Raw genomic sequence first — 24,088 nt, 5'->3', positions numbered from 1 at the left:
CATGTATTGGTATAAATAGTATATGAGATTGTTCTTACAAAACTCTTAAACTTATAAGTCCAATAAATCATTCCTTTCGCATAAATATCCTGCATATGGTGTTGATATTTGGTAATTATAAAAATTTGCAAAAAAAAAGCAGCAGAAGAATATAGAAATATTCCTCGCTGCTTTCATTCAATATTTAAAATGCGCTATTCTTCAGTAATTCCTTATGCGTGCCTTTTTCTACGCATCATCCAAAATCCAGCAAGTATCAACACAAAGCCAGCAGCTAGTGAAACAATTGGATATGCCTCGCCTGTTTGTGGAAGATTATTTCCTCCCGCCACCTTAGCAACTTCTTTTTTGTCTGAAATGTTAGCAGAACCAATGTCAGACGGCTTTTTCGTATTGTCCGGCTTGTTCAAATTACCTGAGTTGCCTGGCGTGCTAGGCTTACTTGCGTTATTTGAATCATCTGGTTTGCCCGGTGTTCCTGGTTCACCCGGGTTGCTCGGATCTTCTGGATTACCTGGGGTGCCTGGTTGGCTCGGATTACTTGGATCTTCTGGTTTACCCGGCGTTCCTGGTTCATTCGGGTTACTCGGATCTTCTGGTTTACCCGGGGTACCTGGATTATCAGGTTCTTCTGGATCTGTTCCATCTACTGGTGATTTTTTTAGTTCAAGAACGGTTTCACATGTATTATCGACTATCACTACGCCAGCTTTCTTACCGTCTACGTAGGCATCATAACTGCCGTTTGGCAATTGACTTTTTACGAAAGTGATCTTACCATTTGCGTCCGTCTTGCCTGTGGTAATTTCCGTATCGCCAGACTTCAGAACAACTTCCTTGCCTGCCGCCACAGTCTTACCATTTTCCTTTACAGTTAGCTTGAAATCTTCACATACTTGCTTGGTCGGCAACGTGATAGTGTCTTGACAAGTATTTGTCACAACTACTTTACCAACCTTCTCACCGTCCACGTATACGACGTATTCACCGTTTGGTAATTGGTTTTTCGGAGTTGTTATGCTGCCGTTTGTGTCTGTTTTACCCATTACGATTTCCTTGTCGCCCGACTTCAGCGTTACTTCTTTGCCTGCACCTGCCTTATTACCGTTTTCATACACAGTAATCATGAAGTCTGTGCAAGTTGCTGGCGGTGGAGTACCACCTCCGCCTCCAGATTGCCGTGGTGCAACGACTGCGTCACAGCGATCTGTTACTGTGAATGAGTTGATAAAGTTTGCGCCCTCGTACACATTATACGTACCTGGCTGAATCGCTTTTTTAGGGAGTTCAACTTTACCATCTGTATCTGTTGTGAAAACTGTATTCCCGCTTGCGTCTTCAATTGCTTTGCCGCTTGCATCTTTCACCGTAATATCCACACCAGAACGTCCGTTACCGTTGCGGTCCTGTACAGTTAGTGTAAAGTCTGTACACGTAGGAGCGCCTTTCACTTCTGTCTCACACTTCACTAAATAACTTACATCAATTTCACCAATCAATAACTCGCCTTCAAATACATTGTATTTGCCTGCCGGTAAATCTTTCGATGGGATTGTAATTTTACCATTTCCATCTGTTGTTGCTGTTTTGATAGACTTCCCAGATTTGTCTTTCACCGTTACTGAGACGTTAGGACGTACTTGCTCGTTCTCGTCTTTCACAGTAAGTGTGAAGTCTGTACATACTGGAGCAGGTTGAACTTCTGATTCACAATCAATATTGACCGCAAATTCATCGAACGGGTCAGCTGAAGTACCTTCGTACACGTCATACTCGCCTGCCGGTAGTTTTTCTGTTGTTGTGATTTTACCGTCGGCATCTGTCATTAGACCGGATTCAATTACATTACCATCTTTATCTTTAATTGTAATTTCAACACCTGCTTCGCGAGGTTTTCCATCAACATCATTCACTGCTAATGTAAATGTCTCGCAAGTTGGAGCTTCAGTTACAGTAGCCGCACAAGGATTATTCTTATACGTAATCGATAAATCACCAAGATATTGTTTACCCTCATATACTTTATAATCGCCTGTTTTCGTAACGGATGAAGATAAAGTAAACTTACCATTTTCATCTGTTGTTGCTGTAATCTTTACTGTATCATCGTCTTTGTGCACCAATGTTACAGTCACATCCGGACGTGCAATATTATTTGTATCTTCTATTGTGATTGTGAATTCAGAGCATGACGGTGTTGGCACAACTTCACCTTTACAGTCGCCATCATACATTACAGTTACGTCACCAAATGTAACTTCCGTCCCTCTATCATCTATTGTGACTGTATATTTTCCTGCCTTAACATCAGCAGGAAGTAACGTAATTTCCCCGTTACCATTTGTCGTCGCAGTGTGTGTAATACCTGTTACATTGTTTGTTAATATAACTTTTGTATTTACTACTGGATTTCTATCAACATCTTTAATTGTTAATGTATATTCAGCACAAGCATTGCTCATATCAACATTTTCAATGTTTTCAACAACAAATAGTTCGTTTCCATTTACGTTAAAGTCTGTGAATATGCCCATTGTAATTTCTTTTCCGGATGCTGGAAACGGTATATATTCCACAGGAGTACCACTTTCTTTTAACAGATACTTACCATAACGAACTTCATCAAATGTAAGTCGTCCACCATTTTCTGTTGTAGCCTCTTGCAGCTTGATCGTTCCACTTTTATTCCACAGTTCGAATGTGATACCATCTAAATTCTTTGATTCACCTGTTAATGGATTCAAACCGATTTTATGAAGCTCTAGTTTTCCTTTAGTAGATATAATCGTACCACTTGAATCATTGAAATTAAATACTTTATCTTTTACCCCTGAGTCACTTTCTACTCCTGCTGTTCCTCCAGTATAGTTAATGGAGGCTTCGTTTGAGAATGTATCTCCTTCTCCACCTAAGAAGAATGTTTTGTATTCGATTTGATAACCTTTTTGATCTAGGTTTCCTAAATCCAGAGTGAAACTGTTATTTTCACTATTAATCGTCGGTGTGACGGAGTTCCAGCTTCCATAGCTAAGATTGCCGTCTTTATCCATTTTAATTTCACGCATTTTGAATTTGTCTGGTAAAATTAGTTGGTTAGCTGACATTTTATCAGTCAGTATAATGTCTCCTAATGCTGAGTGTGACTTGTTGACATCTACTGTCCATGTAATTGTTTCGTCAGCTGGATTTGTAACAGCTTTTTTATCAATTAACTCATTGGCATGTTTTACTGTTGTAGAAGCCGGCAATGTAAAAGAACCACTGTTTGGTGTTGTAAAGGTTGCTGTGTTTCCATAGCTATTGCCGTTTTCATGCCCAATAATGTCATCTGAATCTTTTGTCTGGTATGTGATGATATACGCTTCCGTAGTTGGTTCAGTAAACTTAATCGTAAATCCATCTTTTTCAGGGTTTTCTGATATCGTGTGTCCAGATTCTAATTCAGCGCCCGGCGTACCTTGTTCATCGTTCATACCTAAATTTAATTGATGTACTTTAATTGTTCCGATAACAAGTTCATGTCCCTCACCAATTACATCAACAAGTTCAGCACCATTAATGTCCTGCTTGTTAATGTTAACCGCCAAATTCCATTCAAACACTTGTTTCTCGTGATCAAATTTACCATTTTTGTATCCGTTGTTACCTGTTGGTGTGTTCCCAGTTTTATATTCTGCTGATTTAGTAATGGAATACTCTTTTCCATCAACAGCACCTGTCCAACTCCCTTTTGCAGTATTCTTATACTCTGGATAAGCTGTACCGTTTGGTAAAATATCATATTTTGTTTTGTAAGTAATAGTAAAACTATTTGTGACGTTACCAAATTCAAGGATGAATCCAGCATCTCCATTATCACCTTTTAGTGATGTTTCCGTAGGATTTACTCCATTGGATATAGTAAATGGATCCTGTGGGTTCACCAATTTCTGACGAGTCCCACCTTCTGTATATGATGTGAAATTATCTTCAATCACAAAATTATTCATGGCTTTCTCAGCATTTACTGTAATCGTCCATGTAATTTCTTTATTGACTTGGTCAATTGATCCTCGCGTTTTGCTAAAGATACTTTCTCCGGCCCAGAAACTATCACCATCTTTATTATCTTCATACAAAGCTTCATTACTTATAGTTTCACCTTCGGTAACATATTCAGAGTCTAGTTCTGTTTCATATTCAATTAAATATGGTTCGCCATTTGGTGATTTTAATTCAATTGTGAATGATTTACCATCATTCGCGATATTTGGATCTGGCTGTGACAAAAGCGGATTGCCTTTTGTACCATTTCCTGATTCATCGAGAGTTACTTCATACACCACAATTGAACTTTCTTTAATCTTGTGCGATCCTGTTATTGTATCTGTTAATGTTTGTGAAGCCATTTTACTACCGAAATAGTTGTATTTTATTTCCCACTTTGCATTATATTTATCTTTAGTTGTTGCTGTTTTATCAAGTTTTGTTCCATATGTGTGAGTGGCAGATGCCGTAGCGGAATCTGTGTTCGACCCATTTGTTAAGGTTGCAACATTTGTAAAGGTTTCTGTCTCTTTCGTCGGCTCGCGTGTCACTTTCGTTTTGTACGTTAATTTGTACGCAAACCGGCCGTCCTCTAGACTGACTGGAAAATTAGGAGCTGTTGTGGTTTTTGTTGCTGTATCTGCTTGTCCACTTAAACCAACAACATACTGATCTACTGTAATATCACTATCCAGTTCAAGCCCGTGATCCGCACCTCCCAGTGTATCACCGAGGGTAGCATTGCTTAAGCTCTCTCCTTTACGATTCGTCCAAACTTCCCAATTAATAACACGTTCACCGTTTTCAATACTTGCCGTACCTGTTTTAGACATAGATTGGCCAGTAGTATTTGGTTGGAATGTGAACGGGATTACAACAGAAGCTCCGCCTACAATCGGGATTACCAATTCTTGATCTAAACTTCCGTCAGTTCCATCCGCACTGAAATGTGCAACAAAATGTAATTTTCCTGTAAATGCATTTGCCTCATCCAGCTGTTCTGTTGTTGTAACAGTAACAGTGCTTCCAGAAGTAGTATACTCTGCTGAAAAGCCTGTATCAGGGTCTGTTAAAGTTCCACTCAAGCTAGCACTATCAAAATTTAACAATGCCTGTGGAAGTTCGAATTGAAATGATGAACCAACCGCATAATCTTTATCTGCTGTAATCGAAAATGAATAGTTCAAGTCAATTTTGTCGCCTATTTTTGGTGTTACATTACCTGCTGTAGTGGCATCTGTTATTGTATGACCATTAACGATCAAATTAGTAAAACCAAGCGTTGCATTAAGGGTATCTACCACATAATCGGGATCAACAGGCAATTCATTTTCATCATCCGCCACTTCTTCTTTCTCGTCATCGTCAATTTTTTCTTCGCCTGGCTCTCCAACATTATCCGGGTTATTCACGTCTTTATCGCCGACGCCTTCTGCTTCCCCAATGCTATCATCATCGTTGTCGGGAGCAATTGGTATCACAGGTTCCTCGTTATCTTCTGGAGTTTCAAATGGTTTCTCAGCAGGCTGCGTAACTTCGGGTTGCTCATTGCTGTCTGCTGGCACATTCACTTCAGAAGGGTCATTGGGCGGCATTCCCTCTTCTGCATTTGCTACTCCTGCGCCAAGCGGACCTAATATCGTTTGCCCCAAGATCAACAGGGTGAGCATGAATATATTCAATTGTTTCTTCACTATGCAATCCCCTCTCCTTTCTTTACCTTTTCCCACATTTAATGACTGACTATAAGAAATGAACGCCTCCTCATTCATAATTTTATTTATATAAAAGTATATAAATAGCCTGTACAACTCACTTTTGCGTGATGTCTTGCAACTCCGCCTGTACAATCAATCGATCGGTCGGATGCCAACTTCCAAGTGGTGTACAGGTTACCAGTGTAAGATGCGGATTTTCTTGGTCTTCAAGCACGGATACTTCCGTTTTATGTACGATAAATGTATCCGTTACACGATAATGCAGCGTCCTATTCAAGGTGTTCACTTGGATTTCATCATCCATCGACAATTCATCTAGACGATTAAATTGCTTCCCATCCGCTACGGCTCGATGACCTGCCAAGCCGACATTGTGTTTAAAGAAATCTTTTTGCGGTTCAATCATCCCTACACCTTTACTAAGCTCTGTTTCTGAGGCACCTTCAAAGATAAGCATTTCAAGATCTATCTTTCCAATCGTTATAATGCCTCGTGCTCCTTTTAAGTCAAGACTTTGATCTTCATTAATGGAGGATAGCGCAGTTTCCTGGTCGTCAAAGTTCTCCCTATCCTCTATTGCCCCCAGTTGGTCAAACGCAGTAAGGAGCTGTTGCTGTTGCCTATCGTACGCAACCTTTTGCAAGAAGGGATAGCCGACAATCAACAATCCAGAAACTACAAGTATCCAGCCCAATGATTTACGTACCATTCCACTCTCTCCTTGATACTCAACTTCTACCAATCTAGTATAGTAATTGACTCTTACAAAACTCTTAAACAAAAAAAGCATGCAAAAAAGACCATTCTCTACCCAAGAATAGTCTTTAGTGCCTACTTATTTTTTTCATCCTCAATCAGGGTCGCATTCTTTAAAGTAGCATAAACTCATTTTTTCTACTTCATTCCTAATTACTCTCAGCTGCCTGGCTAAAAAATTCTTCCTTTGCGCGTTCACCATACGCTTGCTCACTCTCACCATCCTGCTTTGGATAGTTCTTCGTCACAATAGGCATCAATTTCTCCCACAGCACATCCATCACATAAAAGTCCCGATCGAATTGGTAATCAAGTTGGTATAGCGTCAAACCGAGCGCTTCCGCATAGTTCTTCTTCTCCTTACTGCGAACATTGGCTACATTTTTTTTAATGAATTCCGTCACTTCCTCCTCTGCTACACGAATTCCATATTCCTCTTTCGCAACACGAAGCGCATCCACGTATCGACCTGTCTCTTTCTCTGCCATCGCCCGCATGAACTCTGTTGAATGTTCCTGCTTCGTTAAATTATTTTCCACACGTATACGGAATTCCGCCTTCGTCACAGAAAGCAGCTCTTCCATCCCATCTTCAATATGCCCCAAATGAATCCGTTCCAACTCCTCTGTAATTTCCGGCATCTCCTTCAGCACGTCTTCAACTGCCACGTTCATCTGCGCATAATCCTGCACTGTAAGTTCCGGCTTGGGCTCATTCTGCTCCGAACTAGCCGACTGCTTGATCAGCACACTTGCGGCGATCACTAACCCAAAGCAAATCATCGTCAGTGTAAAGCGATTATTTCCTGTCATTGTCATGGCCCCTTTATGCTATAAGTCCATCCAGTATGCCATAACCCAACTGTTTTTTTTGTTGAAAACACTGACTATCGAGAAAAAACGTTCTTTACGTTTCGACAGACACTCCCCCCAAAACACAAAAAGCCCAAGAACACGGAATAACCGCTTTCTTGGACTCTCGACTAATTAACGAACTGCTTTTGTTTTCTCTACCATAAAAGTCACAATGACAAATAGCGCAAAGCTGACGAGCAGAACTGTTCCACCGACAATATAGAAGATCAGCGAAAATGTCTCATTAATATTAAACGGCTGCATGAATTGTAACCACATACCGGCTGTCAATCCAATCGCCCCGACGATTCCTGTCCAACCTTGGACTGTCAGAAGCTTCTTTGCACGCACTCGGTAAATTTTGTAGAATACGCCCCATGAAAATACGGACAGCCAACCCACTAACAAAATATGCGCATGAATTGGACGAAATGCATACGAACCAGCACCCGCCATATGAGAACCAAGCACCGTACCAATTAAACCAAAAATTGCAGCAACGCGTATCAAACGTAAACTCCATTTATCTTGCATTTTATATTTCCTCCCATCGTCTTTCTATTATCTTTATACTACCTGAGCAAGATGAACGGAAGATGAACAACTGATTACAGTTTTGGCAAATGCACAATAAATGTCGTACCAGCCTCAAGTTCACTAATCACTTCTATCCTGCCATCATGAAGGCGCACTACTTGTTCTACAATTGAGAGACCTAGACCAGTTCCCTCAACTTCGCGTGTTCGGGAGTGATCTGCCCGATAAAAGCGATCAAATACGCGTGCTTTCGTATCCTCCGACATACCGACTCCTGAATCCTCAATAGAAAAATATACTTCATTCTCTCGTTCTGTCAGCTGAATATCAATTGTTCCTCCGTCAGGTGTGTATTTTAACGCATTCGACAATAAATTCTCCCATACTTTCTCTAGGAAAGCTGGATCCCCTTCATATGTCACTTCATCAATCTCCAGCATAAGCGACATCTCTTTCTCCTGCAAAAGCCATTGTGATTTGCGTACCGTCTCCTTCACTTGCTGATCGACACGGAACACTCTCTTCTGTAATGGGGAAACTAGCTGATCAAGTGAAGTCAATAGAAGCAACTGTTTCGTCAGCGTCGATAAGCGCTCTGTCTCCGATTGGATAATGTTTGCATAATGCTTGCGTTCATTCGCAGGTAAATTTTCATCTGACAGCAAGTCTGCATAGCCTTTAATATTTAATAAAGGGGACTGAAAATCATGCGACACATCACTAATGAAAGCCTTTCGTATCTGATCGTTCTCACTCAATCGATTGATCATTTGTTGAAAGCTTTTCGCCAATTGACCAATCTCATCTTTTCGGTCAATTGCCATATCGCCGCTGAATTGCTCTTCTCCAACCCGTTTTGTTGCTCTTGTCAGCACGACAATTGGCTCAATCAGCTTTCTCGCAACAACGAGCATAGCCAGTAAACTGATAATGGCCATAACAATTACCATGCCGCCTAATAAGTAATGAATTTCGGTGAATAGCATTTTAATATCAGGACGCAAAAATAGCGCATATGTATCGCCTTCACGGCTAAAGGGCACTCCGACTGTATTCGCAGATTCATTCGAAAAATACCCCGTCACAAATGTTTCTGCCTTTAAATCCCGCATACCATGGTACACTTGTCCGTTCCTTACCTGTTCAATTGCCTCTAACTCCAAATTATTTACCCGGAACGCTTCACCGTACAAGGTAGGGGTGTTGTCAGGCGAAATAATCATTAGCTTGTAACCTGCTGCGGCAAGCATGTCAAAATAAGCCGTCAAATCAAGTCCGTTTTCCTCTTCAATAAACGATGCGATCTGCTCGGCAACAGCAACGTTCTTCGTATCATTCTGTTCTTTCAAATAGCGATGATAATACGTATTAACCGCTAAAAACGCGACCAACGCACTCGTCAGCATAATTCCGACCGTCATCACAAGAAATTTTCCATAGAGCGACTTCATTCTGAAACCTCTAGCTTATACCCTACACCACGCACAGTCACAATTTTCACTTGTTCTGTCAGCTTTCCAAGCTTGTCTCGCAAGCGCTTAATATGAACGCTTAACGTCTGTTCATCACCCTCATAATCAAATCCCCATACACGCTCCACCAATACTTCGCGTGTAAATACTTGATTGCGCCGGGATGCCAGCACCGACAGTAACTCAAACTCCTTCAGAGGCAATAATAAAGACTTCTTTCCAAGCACTACTTCATAACTTTGACGATTGATCAGCAAAGGACCGATTTGAATCATTCGATCAACCGCTTTATCATAGCGCCGCAAAATTGCATGAATACGAAACAACAATTCCTTTGGCTCGAATGGTTTTACAAGATAATCATCGGAACCTGCCAAAAAACCACGCTCCTTATCCTCCAACTCACCTTTCGCCGTCAGGAGCAATACTGGGATTTCCGTATCCTCTCTCAGCCTCTTCGTCAACGTATAGCCATCCATCCCCGGCATCATGACATCCACTACCGCCAAGTCGGGCCACTCCTCTGTAACCAACTCTAAGGCTTGTTGTCCATTCATCGCCTTCACCACGATATACCCCGCCTGTCTCAAATGAATGCTTACCAGCTCTAGGATATGTATATCATCATCGACCACTAAAATCTTCATCTGAAACGCCCTCTCCTTTTCCATTCAGCATTCAACAATCCCGATAGTAAAATAATAACCGCCGTCAAATAAAACCATAACACAAGCATAATGATACCTGCCAATTGACCATACAATCTAGAATAATCCACCCTGGATACATAATCACCAAACAGCAAAGAAACCAACTGCCACCCGAAAGCTGAAAAAACAGCACCTGGCAGCGCCTCTTTCCATTTCATTTTACCGGTCGGAACAAGTTGATAAAATAACAAGAAAAATAGCAGCAAAAAAATTGTTCCGAGGCCCCACTTAATATTCGGCCAAATATATAGCCAGCCCTGCCAATCTTCTAACACGTCATAATACGCAATCACCGTATGCAGCAACTTCTCCAGTAACGGCAAAAATAAGGACAACGGCACGACCAACATAAAAAGAATCGTCACACCTATATTCCGTATTAAACTAATCCAGAAGGACTGCCGTGGTCTTTTTTCGTTCGTTAGATCCAATGACCGGGCAAATGACTGAACCGCAATAGATGATGTCCATAGTGCAGCCAGCACACTTAATAGAAGTAGCTTCCCATGGCTTTTATAAATCATCGACTGGACACTTTGCTCGATAAGTTGAAATGACTCCTCAGGAACAAAGGGTCGTAGCAACGCCAATATACTTGCCTCTTGAACCGGCAAAAATTGGACTAGAGATAACACGACCAGTAAAAAAGGCAAAACGGATAACAGCAAGTAATATGCATTCTGTGCAGCTTGATCAAAAAAGCGTTCTTTAAAAAAACGTTGTACGATAGTAATGATCATAACACTCTCCCCTTACTACCAATATACCCTAATGAAGCCCTCTCAATTAATACAAATTAAATACTATTGGTCTCATTTCGATGGGCTCTATTGGTTATCTTATGAAACAGTCATTTGATTATTCATTATGCGAATTAATGAAAACACAGAAAAGCCGTTTGCTATGAGGACCATAGTGAATGGCTTTGTATACGCAGCAACGTCCGGCCGTCTTAGGGGAAGACTCGACTACCTCACCGGGCATCACTGCGTTGAGACTCTGGAAGGGGTAATGAGCGCAACTGACACATCTTCTTCCTAATTTTCACTGTATCCATTAACAGCCTTTTTACTAATTTATTTTTATTATATAAAAACACAAAAAAGCCACTCACTATGAGGACCATAGTGAATGGCTTCGCATGCCTAGCAACGTCCTACTCTCACAGGGGGAAGCCCCCGACTACCATCGGCGCTGAAGAGCTTAACTTCCGTGTTCGGTATGGGAACGGGTGTGACCTCTTCGCCATCGTTACTAGACAGATGAGTAAAGCTTGTTCACTCAAAACTGAATAAAAGACATTGTGTACCTCAAGTAGTACTTCTTAAAATAGGTTAAGTCCTCGATCGATTAGTATCTGTCAGCTGCACACGTCGCCGTGCTTCCACCCCAGACCTATCCACCTCATCATCTTTGAGGGATCTTACTTACTTGCGTAATGGGAAATCTCATCTTGAAGGGGGCTTCATGCTTAGATGCTTTCAGCATTTATCCCGTCCATACATAGCTACCCAGCGATGCCTTTGGCAAGACAACTGGTACACCAGCGGTATGTCCATCCCGGTCCTCTCGTACTAAGGACAGCTCTTCTCAAATTTCCTGCGCCCGCGACGGATAGGGACCGAACTGTCTCACGACGTTCTGAACCCAGCTCGCGTGCCGCTTTAATGGGCGAACAGCCCAACCCTTGGGACCGACTACAGCCCCAGGATGCGACGAGCCGACATCGAGGTGCCAAACCTCCCCGTCGATGTGGACTCTTGGGGGAGATAAGCCTGTTATCCCCGGGGTAGCTTTTATCCGTTGAGCGATGGCCCTTCCATGCGGAACCACCGGATCACTAAGCCCGTCTTTCGACCCTGCTCGACTTGTAGGTCTCGCAGTCAAGCTCCCTTATGCCTTTGCACTCTACGAATGATGTCCAACCATTCTGAGGGAACCTTTGGGCGCCTCCGTTACTCTTTAGGAGGCGACCGCCCCAGTCAAACTGCCCACCTGACACTGTCTCCTGCCCGGATCACGGGCATGGGTTAGAAGTCCAATACAGCCAGGGTAGTATCCCACCAACGCCTCCTCCGAAGCTGGCGCTCCGGAATCCAAGGCTCCTACCTATCCTGTACAGGCTGCACCGGAATTCAATATCAGGCTACAGTAAAGCTCCACGGGGTCTTTCCGTCCTGTCGCGGGTAATGCGCATCTTCACGCATATTATAATTTCACCGAGTCTCTCGTTGAGACAGTGCCCAGATCGTTACGCCTTTCGTGCGGGTCGGAACTTACCCGACAAGGAATTTCGCTACCTTAGGACCGTTATAGTTACGGCCGCCGTTTACTGGGGCTTCAATTCAGAGCTTCGCTTGCGCTAACCCCTCCTCTTAACCTTCCAGCACCGGGCAGGCGTCAGCCCCTATACGTCACCTTACGGTTTTGCAGAGACCTGTGTTTTTGCTAAACAGTCGCCTGGGCCTATTCACTGCGGCTCTCTCGGGCTATTCACCCTACCAGAGCACCCCTTCTCCCGAAGTTACGGGGTCATTTTGCCGAGTTCCTTAACGAGAGTTCTCTCGATCACCTTAGGATTCTCTCCTCGCCTACCTGTGTCGGTTTGCGGTACAGGCACCTCCCGCCTCGCTAGAGGCTTTTCTTGGCAGTGTGAAATCAGGGACTCCGGAGACAATTCTCCTTGCCATCACAGCCTAGTGTTATATGAGAACGGGATTTGCCTCGTTCTCCACCTCACTGCTTAGACACGCAACCAACTGCGTGCTCACCCTATCCTACTGCGTCCCCCCATTACTCAAACGGCGGGGAGGTGGTACAGGAATATCAACCTGTTGTCCATCGTCTACGCCTATCGGCCTCGACTTAGGTCCTGACTAACCCTGAGCGGACGAGCCTTCCTCAGGAAACCTTAGGCATTCGGTGGAAGGGATTCTCACCCTTCTTTCGCTACTCATACCGGCATTCTCACTTCCAAGCGCTCCACCAGTCCTTCCGGTCTAGCTTCAACGCCCTTGGAACGCTCTCCTACCATTGACTTGCGTCAATCCACAGTTTCGGTGATCCGTTTAGCCCCGGTACATTTTCGGCGCAGCGCCACTCGACCAGTGAGCTATTACGCACTCTTTAAATGATGGCTGCTTCTAAGCCAACATCCTGGTTGTCTGGGCAGCGCCACATCCTTTTCCACTTAACGGATACTTGGGGACCTTAACTGGTGGTCTGGGCTGTTTCCCTCTCGACGATGGATCTTATCACCCACCGTCTGACTCCCAAACATAAATCATCGGCATTCGGAGTTTGTCTGAATTCGGTAACCCGGGATGGGCCCCTCGTCCAAACAGTGCTCTACCTCCGAGATTCTTTCGTTTGAGGCTAGCCCTAAAGCTATTTCGGAGAGAACCAGCTATCTCCAGGTTCGATTGGAATTTCACCGCTACCCACACCTCATCCCCGCATTTTTCAACATACGTGGGTTCGGGCCTCCAGTCAGTGTTACCTGACCTTCACCCTGGACATGGGTAGATCACCTGGTTTCGGGTCTACGACCCCATACTCATGCGCCCTATTCAGACTCGCTTTCGCTGCGGCTCCGCTTTCTCAGCTTAACCTTGCATGGAATCGTAACTCGCCGGTTCATTCTACAAAAGGCACGCCATCACCCATTAACGGGCTCTGACAATTTGTAGGCACACGGTTTCAGGTTCTATTTCACTCCCCTTCCGGGGTGCTTTTCACCTTTCCCTCACGGTACTGGTTCACTATCGGTCACTAGGGAGTATTTAGCCTTGGGAGATGGTCCTCCCGGATTCCGACGGAATTTCACGTGTTCCGCCGTACTCAGGATCCACTCTGGAGGGAATGCACTTTCGACTACGGGGCTGTTACCCACTGCGGCGGATCTTTCCAGATCGCTTCGTCTAATGCATTCCTTTGTAACTCCGTATAGAGTGTCCTACAACCCCAGGAAGCAAGCTTCCTGGTTTGGGCTCTTCCCGTTTCGCTCGCCGCTACTAAGGGAATCGATTTTCTTTCTCTTCCTCCGGGTACTTAGATGTTTCAGTTCTCCGGGTGTGCCACGATCACGCTATGTATTCACGTGAACGTACTGTCCCATTACGGACAGTGGGTTTCCCCATTCGGAAATCTTCGGATCAAAGCTTACTTACAGCTCCCCGAAGCATATCGGTGTTAGTGCCGTCCTTCATCGGCTCCTAGTGCCAAGGCATCCGCCGTGCGCCCTTTCTAACTTAACCTATAAAAGGTCCAACGTCTCTCTAGCGATAGAAAGAACGAAGGTTAAAAAGTTTACATGAATCAAACAAAATGTTCGATTCGGTTGATTACTTGATTACTTTCAATGTCGTTTTATCCAGTTTTCAATGAACAAGTCTAAAGAAAAAAAGCTTTGAACACTCAAAAAATGAGCCTTCAAAACTGAACGCAAAACGTTAACGTGACGGATCGAAGATCCATCTTCCGAATGCCAAGATGGCATACTATCCTTAGAAAGGAGGTGATCCAGCCGCACCTTCCGATACGGCTACCTTGTTACGACTTCACCCCAATCATCTGTCCCACCTTCGGCGGCTGGCTCCCGTAAGGGTTACCCCACCGACTTCGGGTGTTACAAACTCTCGTGGTGTGACGGGCGGTGTGTACAAGACCCGGGAACGTATTCACCGTGGCATGCTGATCCACGATTACTAGCGATTCCGGCTTCATGCAGGCGAGTTGCAGCCTGCAATCCGAACTGGGAACGGTTTTGTGGGATTGGCTCCCCCTCGCGGGTTTGCAGCCCTCTGTACCGTCCATTGTAGCACGTGTGTAGCCCAGGTCATAAGGGGCATGATGATTTGACGTCATCCCCACCTTCCTCCGGTTTGTCACCGGCAGTCACCTTAGAGTGCCCAACTGAATGATGGCAACTAAGATTAAGGGTTGCGCTCGTTGCGGGACTTAACCCAACATCTCACGACACGAGCTGACGACAACCATGCACCACCTGTCACCGCTGTCCCCGAAGGGAAAGGCATGTCTCCATGCCGGGCAGCGGGATGTCAAGACCTGGTAAGGTTCTTCGCGTTGCTTCGAATTAAACCACATGCTCCACCGCTTGTGCGGGTCCCCGTCAATTCCTTTGAGTTTCAGCCTTGCGGCCGTACTCCCCAGGCGGAGTGCTTAATGCGTTAGCTGCAGCACTAAGGGGCGGAAACCCCCTAACACTTAGCACTCATCGTTTACGGCGTGGACTACCAGGGTATCTAATCCTGTTTGCTCCCCACGCTTTCGCGCCTCAGCGTCAGTTACAGACCAGAAAGCCGCCTTCGCCACTGGTGTTCCTCCACATCTCTACGCATTTCACCGCTACACGTGGAATTCCGCTTTCCTCTTCTGTACTCAAGTCCTCCAGTTTCCAATGACCCTCCACGGTTGAGCCGTGGGCTTTCACATCAGACTTAAAGGACCGCCTGCGCGCGCTTTACGCCCAATAATTCCGGACAACGCTTGCCACCTACGTATTACCGCGGCTGCTGGCACGTAGTTAGCCGTGGCTTTCTGGTAAGGTACCGTCAAGGTACAGGCAGTTACTCCTGTACGTGTTCTTCCCTTACAACAGAGCTTTACGATCCGAAAACCTTCTTCACTCACGCGGCGTTGCTCCATCAGACTTTCGTCCATTGTGGAAGATTCCCTACTGCTGCCTCCCGTAGGAGTCTGGGCCGTGTCTCAGTCCCAGTGTGGCCGATCACCCTCTCAGGTCGGCTACGCATCGTGGTCTTGGTAGGCCGTTACCCCACCAACTAACTAATGCGCCGCGGGCCCATCTCACAGTGACAGCCGAAACCGTCTTTCAACATCTCTTCATGCGAAGAAATGGATTATTCGGTATTAGCCCCGGTTTCCCGGAGTTATCCCCATCTGTAAGGTAGGTTGCCCACGTGTTACTCACCCGTCCGCCGCTAATCTTTAGGAGCAAGCTCCCAAAGATTCGCTCGACTTGCATGTATTAGGCACGCCGCCAGCGTTCGTCCTGAGCCAGGATCAAACTCTCCATAAAAGAGAAATTCGAGTTAGCTCGATTTCTTGCTGGCATCATTTAAGATACTCATTTTGTTTATGTCACCGGCAGAGCCGATGCACAAACGTATAATTCGTTAACGTTTTGCTGTTCAGTTTTCAAGGTTCATATAATGAAAATGTAATTGGTGGAGCCTAGCGGGATCGAACCGCTGACCTCCTGCGTGCAAGGCAGGCGCTCTCCCAGCTGAGCTAAGGCCCCGAGAATAAGTGGTCGGGAAGACAGGATTCGAACCTGCGACCCCTTGGTCCCAAACCAAGTGCTCTACCAAGCTGAGCTACTTCCCGAATATAAAATATATAATAATGGCGCGCCCGGCAGGAGTCGAACCCACAACCTTCTGATCCGTAGTCAGACGCTCTATCCAATTGAGCTACGGGCGCATATTTATAAATGGTGCCGAGAACCGGAATCGAACCGGTACGGTAGTCACCTACCGCAGGATTTTAAGTCCTGTGCGTCTGCCAGTTCCGCCACCCCGGCAAGAGTGAAAAAGCGGAAGACGGGATTCGAACCCGCGACCCCGACCTTGGCAAGGTCGTATTCTACCACTGAACTACTTCCGCAAAAAAGTGCGGGTGAAGGGAGTCGAACCCCCACGCCCGAAAGCACTAGATCCTAAGTCTAGCGTGTCTGCCAGTTCCACCACACCCGCGTTATATTACTGCGATAAAAATGGTGAGCCATACAGGATTCGAACCTGTGACCCTCTGATTAAAAGTCAGATGCTCTACCAACTGAGCTAATGGCTCGTACATGAAGTGGTGCCGGCGAAAGGACTTGAACCCTCAACCTACTGATTACAAGTCAGTTGCTCTACCAGTTGAGCTACACCGGCAAAAGTGTAGAAAATATGGTGGAGGATGACGGGCTCGAACCGCCGACCCCCTGCTTGTAAGGCAGGTGCTCTCCCAGCTGAGCTAATCCTCCTGGGTAAAATTACTATAAACATCACATTGCTGTGACTGTTAATACTCTTCAATGATCTCTTTCATTATGTATGGAACACTAAATTATAGATCAAAAAGTGTTGCCTGGCGACGTCTTACTCTCACAGGGGGAAGCCCCCAACTACCATCAGCGCTGAAGAGCTTAACTTCCGTGTTCGGTATGGGAACGGGTGTGACCTCTTCGCTATCGTCACCAGACTTGTCCTTTTCCAAAGACATTTACTATTATAACACTTCTTTGCAGTAATGCAAGTGTTATTTTTAGCTTTTTTAGTGAATTTTTGTTCACTCAAAACTGAATAAAAGACATTGTGTACCTCAAGTAGTACTTCTTAAAATAGGTTAAGTCCTCGATCGATTAGTATCTGTCAGCTGCACACGTCGCCGTGCTTCCACCCCAGACCTATCCACCTCATCATCTTTGAGGGATCTTACTTACTTGCGTAATGGGAAATCTCATCTTGAAGGGGGCTTCATGCTTAGATGCTTTCAGCATTTATCCCGTCCATACATAGCTACCCAGCGATGCCTTTGGCAAGACAACTGGTACACCAGCGGTATGTCCATCCCGGTCCTCTCGTACTAAGGACAGCTCTTCTCAAATTTCCTGCGCCCGCGACGGATAGGGACCGAACTGTCTCACGACGTTCTGAACCCAGCTCGCGTGCCGCTTTAATGGGCGAACAGCCCAACCCTTGGGACCGACTACAGCCCCAGGATGCGACGAGCCGACATCGAGGTGCCAAACCTCCCCGTCGATGTGGACTCTTGGGGGAGATAAGCCTGTTATCCCCGGGGTAGCTTTTATCCGTTGAGCGATGGCCCTTCCATGCGGAACCACCGGATCACTAAGCCCGTCTTTCGACCCTGCTCGACTTGTAGGTCTCGCAGTCAAGCTCCCTTATGCCTTTGCACTCTACGAATGATGTCCAACCATTCTGAGGGAACCTTTGGGCGCCTCCGTTACTCTTTAGGAGGCGACCGCCCCAGTCAAACTGCCCACCTGACACTGTCTCCTGCCCGGATCACGGGCATGGGTTAGAAGTCCAATACAGCCAGGGTAGTATCCCACCAACGCCTCCTCCGAAGCTGGCGCTCCGGAATCCAAGGCTCCTACCTATCCTGTACAGGCTGCACCGGAATTCAATATCAGGCTACAGTAAAGCTCCACGGGGTCTTTCCGTCCTGTCGCGGGTAATGCGCATCTTCACGCATATTATAATTTCACCGAGTCTCTCGTTGAGACAGTGCCCAGATCGTTACGCCTTTCGTGCGGGTCGGAACTTACCCGACAAGGAATTTCGCTACCTTAGGACCGTTATAGTTACGGCCGCCGTTTACTGGGGCTTCAATTCAGAGCTTCGCTTGCGCTAACCCCTCCTCTTAACCTTCCAGCACCGGGCAGGCGTCAGCCCCTATACGTCACCTTACGGTTTTGCAGAGACCTGTGTTTTTGCTAAACAGTCGCCTGGGCCTATTCACTGCGGCTCTCTCGGGCTATTCACCCTACCAGAGCACCCCTTCTCCCGAAGTTACGGGGTCATTTTGCCGAGTTCCTTAACGAGAGTTCTCTCGATCACCTTAGGATTCTCTCCTCGCCTACCTGTGTCGGTTTGCGGTACAGGCACCTCCCGCCTCGCTAGAGGCTTTTCTTGGCAGTGTGAAATCAGGGACTCCGGAGACAATTCTCCTTGCCATCACAGCCTAGTGTTATATGAGAACGGGATTTGCCTCGTTCTCCACCTCACTGCTTAGACACGCAACCAACTGCGTGCTCACCCTATCCTACTGCGTCCCCCCATTACTCAAACGGCGGGGAGGTGGTACAGGAATATCAACCTGTTGTCCATCGTCTACGCCTATCGGCCTCGACTTAGGTCCTGACTAACCCTGAGCGGACGAGCCTTCCTCAGGAAACCTTAGGCATTCGGTGGAAGGGATTCTCACCCTTCTTTCGCTACTCATACCGGCATTCTCACTTCCAAGCGCTCCACCAGTCCTTCCGGTCTAGCTTCAACGCCCTTGGAACGCTCTCCTACCATTGACTTGCGTCAATCCACAGTTTCGGTGATCCGTTTAGCCCCGGTACATTTTCGGCGCAGCGCCACTCGACCAGTGAGCTATTACGCACTCTTTAAATGATGGCTGCTTCTAAGCCAACATCCTGGTTGTCTGGGCAGCGCCACATCCTTTTCCACTTAACGGATACTTGGGGACCTTAACTGGTGGTCTGGGCTGTTTCCCTCTCGACGATGGATCTTATCACCCACCGTCTGACTCCCAAACATAAATCATCGGCATTCGGAGTTTGTCTGAATTCGGTAACCCGGGATGGGCCCCTCGTCCAAACAGTGCTCTACCTCCGAGATTCTTTCGTTTGAGGCTAGCCCTAAAGCTATTTCGGAGAGAACCAGCTATCTCCAGGTTCGATTGGAATTTCACCGCTACCCACACCTCATCCCCGCATTTTTCAACATACGTGGGTTCGGGCCTCCAGTCAGTGTTACCTGACCTTCACCCTGGACATGGGTAGATCACCTGGTTTCGGGTCTACGACCCCATACTCATGCGCCCTATTCAGACTCGCTTTCGCTGCGGCTCCGCTTTCTCAGCTTAACCTTGCATGGAATCGTAACTCGCCGGTTCATTCTACAAAAGGCACGCCATCACCCATTAACGGGCTCTGACAATTTGTAGGCACACGGTTTCAGGTTCTATTTCACTCCCCTTCCGGGGTGCTTTTCACCTTTCCCTCACGGTACTGGTTCACTATCGGTCACTAGGGAGTATTTAGCCTTGGGAGATGGTCCTCCCGGATTCCGACGGAATTTCACGTGTTCCGCCGTACTCAGGATCCACTCTGGAGGGAATGCACTTTCGACTACGGGGCTGTTACCCACTGCGGCGGATCTTTCCAGATCGCTTCGTCTAATGCATTCCTTTGTAACTCCGTATAGAGTGTCCTACAACCCCAGGAAGCAAGCTTCCTGGTTTGGGCTCTTCCCGTTTCGCTCGCCGCTACTAAGGGAATCGATTTTCTTTCTCTTCCTCCGGGTACTTAGATGTTTCAGTTCTCCGGGTGTGCCACGATCACGCTATGTATTCACGTGAACGTACTGTCCCATTACGGACAGTGGGTTTCCCCATTCGGAAATCTTCGGATCAAAGCTTACTTACAGCTCCCCGAAGCATATCGGTGTTAGTGCCGTCCTTCATCGGCTCCTAGTGCCAAGGCATCCGCCGTGCGCCCTTTCTAACTTAACCTATAAAAGGTCCAACGTCTCTCTAGCGATAGAAAGAACGAAGGTTAAAAAGTTTACATGAATCAAACAAAATGTTCGATTCGGTTGATTACTTGATTACTTTCAATGTCGTTTTATCCAGTTTTCAATGAACAAGTCTAAAGAAAAAAAGCTTTGAACACTCAAAAAATGAGCCTTCAAAACTGAACGCAAAACGTTAACGTGACGGATCGAAGATCCATCTTCCGAATGCCAAGATGGCATACTATCCTTAGAAAGGAGGTGATCCAGCCGCACCTTCCGATACGGCTACCTTGTTACGACTTCACCCCAATCATCTGTCCCACCTTCGGCGGCTGGCTCCCGTAAGGGTTACCCCACCGACTTCGGGTGTTACAAACTCTCGTGGTGTGACGGGCGGTGTGTACAAGACCCGGGAACGTATTCACCGTGGCATGCTGATCCACGATTACTAGCGATTCCGGCTTCATGCAGGCGAGTTGCAGCCTGCAATCCGAACTGGGAACGGTTTTGTGGGATTGGCTCCCCCTCGCGGGTTTGCAGCCCTCTGTACCGTCCATTGTAGCACGTGTGTAGCCCAGGTCATAAGGGGCATGATGATTTGACGTCATCCCCACCTTCCTCCGGTTTGTCACCGGCAGTCACCTTAGAGTGCCCAACTGAATGATGGCAACTAAGATTAAGGGTTGCGCTCGTTGCGGGACTTAACCCAACATCTCACGACACGAGCTGACGACAACCATGCACCACCTGTCACCGCTGTCCCCGAAGGGAAAGGCATGTCTCCATGCCGGGCAGCGGGATGTCAAGACCTGGTAAGGTTCTTCGCGTTGCTTCGAATTAAACCACATGCTCCACCGCTTGTGCGGGTCCCCGTCAATTCCTTTGAGTTTCAGCCTTGCGGCCGTACTCCCCAGGCGGAGTGCTTAATGCGTTAGCTGCAGCACTAAGGGGCGGAAACCCCCTAACACTTAGCACTCATCGTTTACGGCGTGGACTACCAGGGTATCTAATCCTGTTTGCTCCCCACGCTTTCGCGCCTCAGCGTCAGTTACAGACCAGAAAGCCGCCTTCGCCACTGGTGTTCCTCCACATCTCTACGCATTTCACCGCTACACGTGGAATTCCGCTTTCCTCTTCTGTACTCAAGTCCTCCAGTTTCCAATGACCCTCCACGGTTGAGCCGTGGGCTTTCACATCAGACTTAAAGGACCGCCTGCGCGCGCTTTACGCCCAATAATTCCGGACAACGCTTGCCACCTACGTATTACCGCGGCTGCTGGCACGTAGTTAGCCGTGGCTTTCTGGTAAGGTACCGTCAAGGTACAGGCAGTTACTCCTGTACGTGTTCTTCCCTTACAACAGAGCTTTACGATCCGAAAACCTTCTTCACTCACGCGGCGTTGCTCCATCAGACTTTCGTCCATTGTGGAAGATTCCCTACTGCTGCCTCCCGTAGGAGTCTGGGCCGTGTCTCAGTCCCAGTGTGGCCGATCACCCTCTCAGGTCGGCTACGCATCGTGGTCTTGGTAGGCCGTTACCCCACCAACTAACTAATGCGCCGCGGGCCCATCTCACAGTGACAGCCGAAACCGTCTTTCAACATCTCTTCATGCGAAGAAATGGATTATTCGGTATTAGCCCCGGTTTCCCGGAGTTATCCCCATCTGTAAGGTAGGTTGCCCACGTGTTACTCACCCGTCCGCCGCTAATCTTTAGGAGCAAGCTCCCAAAGATTCGCTCGACTTGCATGTATTAGGCACGCCGCCAGCGTTCGTCCTGAGCCAGGATCAAACTCTCCATAAAAGAGAAATTCGAGTTAGCTCGATTTCTTGCTGGCATCATTTAAGATGCTCATTTTGTTTATGTCACCGGCAGAGCCGATGCACAAACGTATAATTCGTTAACGTTTTGCTGTTCAGTTTTCAAGGTTCATATGGTTGCTCTTTTGTAAGAGGCAACTTTCTTATAATACCAAATTTCTGTTTTGTTGTCAACACTTTTTCTTAAAAAGTTTTAAAGTGTTTTTTCGCTAACTTGCTAACCTCGCAAGCAACGTTATCTAATATACCACCTGCTTTTCGAAAGTGCAACTGTTTTTTTGATTTTCTTTTTGATTTTCTTTTAAGACTGTATATGACTTAAAAGAAAAAAGCCCTGACTATGAAAGCCAGGGCTGTTGTATCAATCTTTAGAACGCATCTGAGGAAATAGGAGAACATCGCGGATTGATTGAGCATTCGTCAATAGCATAACAAGACGATCAATACCTATACCTAATCCACCAGTCGGCGGCAATCCATATTCAAGTGCTTCTATAAAGTCTTCATCCATTTCATGCGCCTCGTCGTTCCCTTGCTCTTTCTCTACTAACTGAGCTTCAAAGCGAGCACGTTGATCAATAGGATCATTCAACTCCGTAAAGGCATTGGCATGCTCACGACGGACGATGAATAATTCGAAACGATCCGTATAACGTGGGTCCTCTGGGTTTTTCTTGGCAAGCGGTGAAACTTCTACAGGATGGCCGTAAATGAATGTTGGTTGTACAAGTTGCTCTTCAACCTTTTGCTCAAAGAATTCATTCAGCACATGACCTACTTCCATAGAAGAAGTCACTTGAACATTATGTTCCTTTGCTAATTCATGAGCCTGTTCTTTAGTAAGCTGCTGCCAAAAGTCTACGCCTGTATATTCTTTTACAGCATCCGCCATATGAAGTCGTTTCCAGCGCGGTGCTAAATCAATTTGGTCTTCACCGTATTGAATCGTTGTCGTGCCGAGTACTTCTTGTGCAATGTGAGCCACTAGATTTTCAGTGAGTTCCATAATATCATTGTAATCCGCATACGCTTCATATAACTCGATCATCGTAAATTCCGGGTTATGGCGCGTGGACATCCCTTCATTACGGAATACGCGTCCGATCTCATATACTTTCTCTAAGCCACCTACAATGAGGCGTTTCAAATGAAGTTCGATCGCGATCCGCATATATAACGTCATATCTAATGTATTGTGATGTGTAACAAACGGACGAGCCGCTGCTCCCCCTGCGATAGAGTGCAGCATTGGTGTTTCGACTTCGAGGAAGCCCTGTTTATCTAAATAATGGCGCATTGATTGAATGATTCGGCTACGCATAATGAATGTTTCTTTACTGCCTTCTGTTGAGATCAAATCAAGGTAACGCTGACGGTAGCGTTGTTCAATATCCTGCAAACCGTGGAATTTCTCGGGTAGCGGACGCAATGACTTCGTAAGGAACGTAAACTTTGTCGCTTTAATGGAAAGCTCTCCTACTTTTGTTTTGAAGATAACCCCTTGAACGCCCACAATATCCCCTAAGTCTGCCAGTGTAAATAGTTTATATGCGTCTTCACCAATAGCATCTTGACGTACGTAGATCTGAATCTGACCGCCAAGATCTTGAATATGCGCAAAACCCGCCTTGCCCTTCCCTCGTTTTGTCATGATTCGACCTGCAATCGTCACCTCATGCTCAGTTTCTTCTAATTCTTCTTTTGATAACTCTTCATAGGCTGATCGAATCTCATTTGTCAGATGGGTGCGTTCAAAACGTTGACCGAATGGATCCAAACCACCTTCGCGTATATCATTCATCTTCTGGCGTCTCACCAAAAGCTGATCATTCATTTCATCTAAATGGGACATTCCCTTTCACTCCTTCATACTTTGACCTACCTTCTACTCAGTATA

The 24,088-nt window shown here is 46.2% G+C and carries 8 protein-coding genes, 9 tRNA genes and 6 rRNA genes; all 23 read right to left on the bottom strand.

Translation table 11 applies throughout. The annotated features are described in order from the left end of the window. Positions 1–212: 212 nt before the first annotated feature. On the bottom strand, positions 213–5,720 hold the full coding sequence (locus MKY93_RS00555; protein WP_340757824.1) for a collagen binding domain-containing protein: 5,508 nt from the start codon (positions 5,718–5,720) through the stop codon (positions 213–215). A 118-nt stretch (positions 5,721–5,838) separates the two neighbouring features. After that, on the bottom strand, positions 5,839–6,453 hold the full coding sequence (locus tag MKY93_RS00550; protein ID WP_340757822.1) for a class D sortase: 615 nt from the start codon (positions 6,451–6,453) through the stop codon (positions 5,839–5,841). Between the two features lie 196 nt (positions 6,454–6,649). After that, the gene (locus MKY93_RS00545; RefSeq protein WP_340757820.1) at positions 6,650–7,312 is read right to left on the bottom strand and encodes a hypothetical protein; all 663 of its coding nucleotides are present in this window, start codon (positions 7,310–7,312) and stop codon (positions 6,650–6,652) included. Positions 7,313–7,486: 174 nt separating this feature from the next. Continuing rightward, positions 7,487–7,888, bottom strand: a complete 402-nt coding sequence (locus MKY93_RS00540; protein WP_078817677.1) for a hypothetical protein — start codon at positions 7,886–7,888, stop codon at positions 7,487–7,489. 74 nt (positions 7,889–7,962) lie between these two features. Continuing rightward, positions 7,963–9,342: a sensor histidine kinase gene (locus MKY93_RS00535; protein ID WP_340757816.1), complete on the bottom strand. Its 1,380-nt coding sequence runs from the start codon at positions 9,340–9,342 to the stop codon at positions 7,963–7,965. Continuing rightward, positions 9,339–10,010 carry a response regulator transcription factor gene (locus tag MKY93_RS00530; protein WP_078817679.1) on the bottom strand — a complete coding sequence of 224 codons (672 nt, stop codon included), beginning with the start codon at positions 10,008–10,010 and terminating at the stop codon, positions 9,339–9,341. The genes MKY93_RS00535 and MKY93_RS00530 overlap by 4 nt, the downstream gene beginning before the upstream one ends. Further along, positions 10,007–10,813 carry a YihY/virulence factor BrkB family protein gene (locus MKY93_RS00525; RefSeq protein ID WP_340757812.1) on the bottom strand — a complete coding sequence of 269 codons (807 nt, stop codon included), beginning with the start codon at positions 10,811–10,813 and terminating at the stop codon, positions 10,007–10,009. The genes MKY93_RS00530 and MKY93_RS00525 overlap by 4 nt, the downstream gene beginning before the upstream one ends. A gap of 403 nt (positions 10,814–11,216) precedes the next feature. Next, positions 11,217–11,332, bottom strand: a 5S ribosomal RNA gene (gene rrf, locus MKY93_RS00520). A 71-nt stretch (positions 11,333–11,403) separates the two neighbouring features. Then, positions 11,404–14,329, bottom strand: a 23S ribosomal RNA gene (locus MKY93_RS00515). 253 nt (positions 14,330–14,582) lie between these two features. After that, a 16S ribosomal RNA gene (locus MKY93_RS00510) occupies positions 14,583–16,134 on the bottom strand. Positions 16,135–16,280: 146 nt separating this feature from the next. Further along, positions 16,281–16,356: transfer RNA gene (locus MKY93_RS00505), tRNA-Ala, on the bottom strand. A 9-nt stretch (positions 16,357–16,365) separates the two neighbouring features. Further along, positions 16,366–16,442: transfer RNA gene (locus MKY93_RS00500), tRNA-Pro, on the bottom strand. 19 nt (positions 16,443–16,461) lie between these two features. Then, positions 16,462–16,538 (bottom strand) — tRNA-Arg (locus MKY93_RS00495). A gap of 11 nt (positions 16,539–16,549) precedes the next feature. Next, a tRNA-Leu gene (locus MKY93_RS00490) sits at positions 16,550–16,638 on the bottom strand. Between the two features lie 11 nt (positions 16,639–16,649). Continuing rightward, positions 16,650–16,721: transfer RNA gene (locus MKY93_RS00485), tRNA-Gly, on the bottom strand. 7 nt (positions 16,722–16,728) lie between these two features. After that, positions 16,729–16,810, bottom strand: a tRNA-Leu gene (locus tag MKY93_RS00480). 21 nt (positions 16,811–16,831) lie between these two features. Then, a tRNA-Lys gene (locus MKY93_RS00475) sits at positions 16,832–16,907 on the bottom strand. A 10-nt stretch (positions 16,908–16,917) separates the two neighbouring features. Continuing rightward, a tRNA-Thr gene (locus MKY93_RS00470) sits at positions 16,918–16,993 on the bottom strand. 16 nt (positions 16,994–17,009) lie between these two features. After that, positions 17,010–17,085: transfer RNA gene (locus MKY93_RS00465), tRNA-Val, on the bottom strand. Between the two features lie 102 nt (positions 17,086–17,187). Then, positions 17,188–17,303, bottom strand: a 5S ribosomal RNA gene (gene rrf / locus MKY93_RS00460). A 140-nt stretch (positions 17,304–17,443) separates the two neighbouring features. Beyond that, positions 17,444–20,369 (bottom strand): 23S ribosomal RNA (locus MKY93_RS00455). 253 nt (positions 20,370–20,622) lie between these two features. Beyond that, positions 20,623–22,174 (bottom strand): 16S ribosomal RNA (locus MKY93_RS00450). Together the 16S, 23S and 5S rRNA genes with 9 tRNA genes alongside form the textbook arrangement of a ribosomal RNA operon. A 378-nt stretch (positions 22,175–22,552) precedes the next feature. Next, positions 22,553–24,043 (bottom strand): lysine--tRNA ligase, encoded by a 1,491-nt coding sequence (lysS, locus tag MKY93_RS00445; RefSeq protein ID WP_340757810.1) that lies wholly within the window; start codon positions 24,041–24,043, stop codon positions 22,553–22,555. Between the last annotated feature and the right edge of the window lie 45 nt (positions 24,044–24,088).

The organism is Sporosarcina sp. FSL W7-1283, from assembly GCF_038003105.1.
In the GTDB taxonomy this organism is placed as follows: Bacteria; Bacillota; Bacilli; order Bacillales_A; family Planococcaceae; genus Sporosarcina; species Sporosarcina newyorkensis.
Note: the sequence above shows the minus strand (reverse complement) of the source record. Positions and strands in the feature narration are given on the sequence as shown.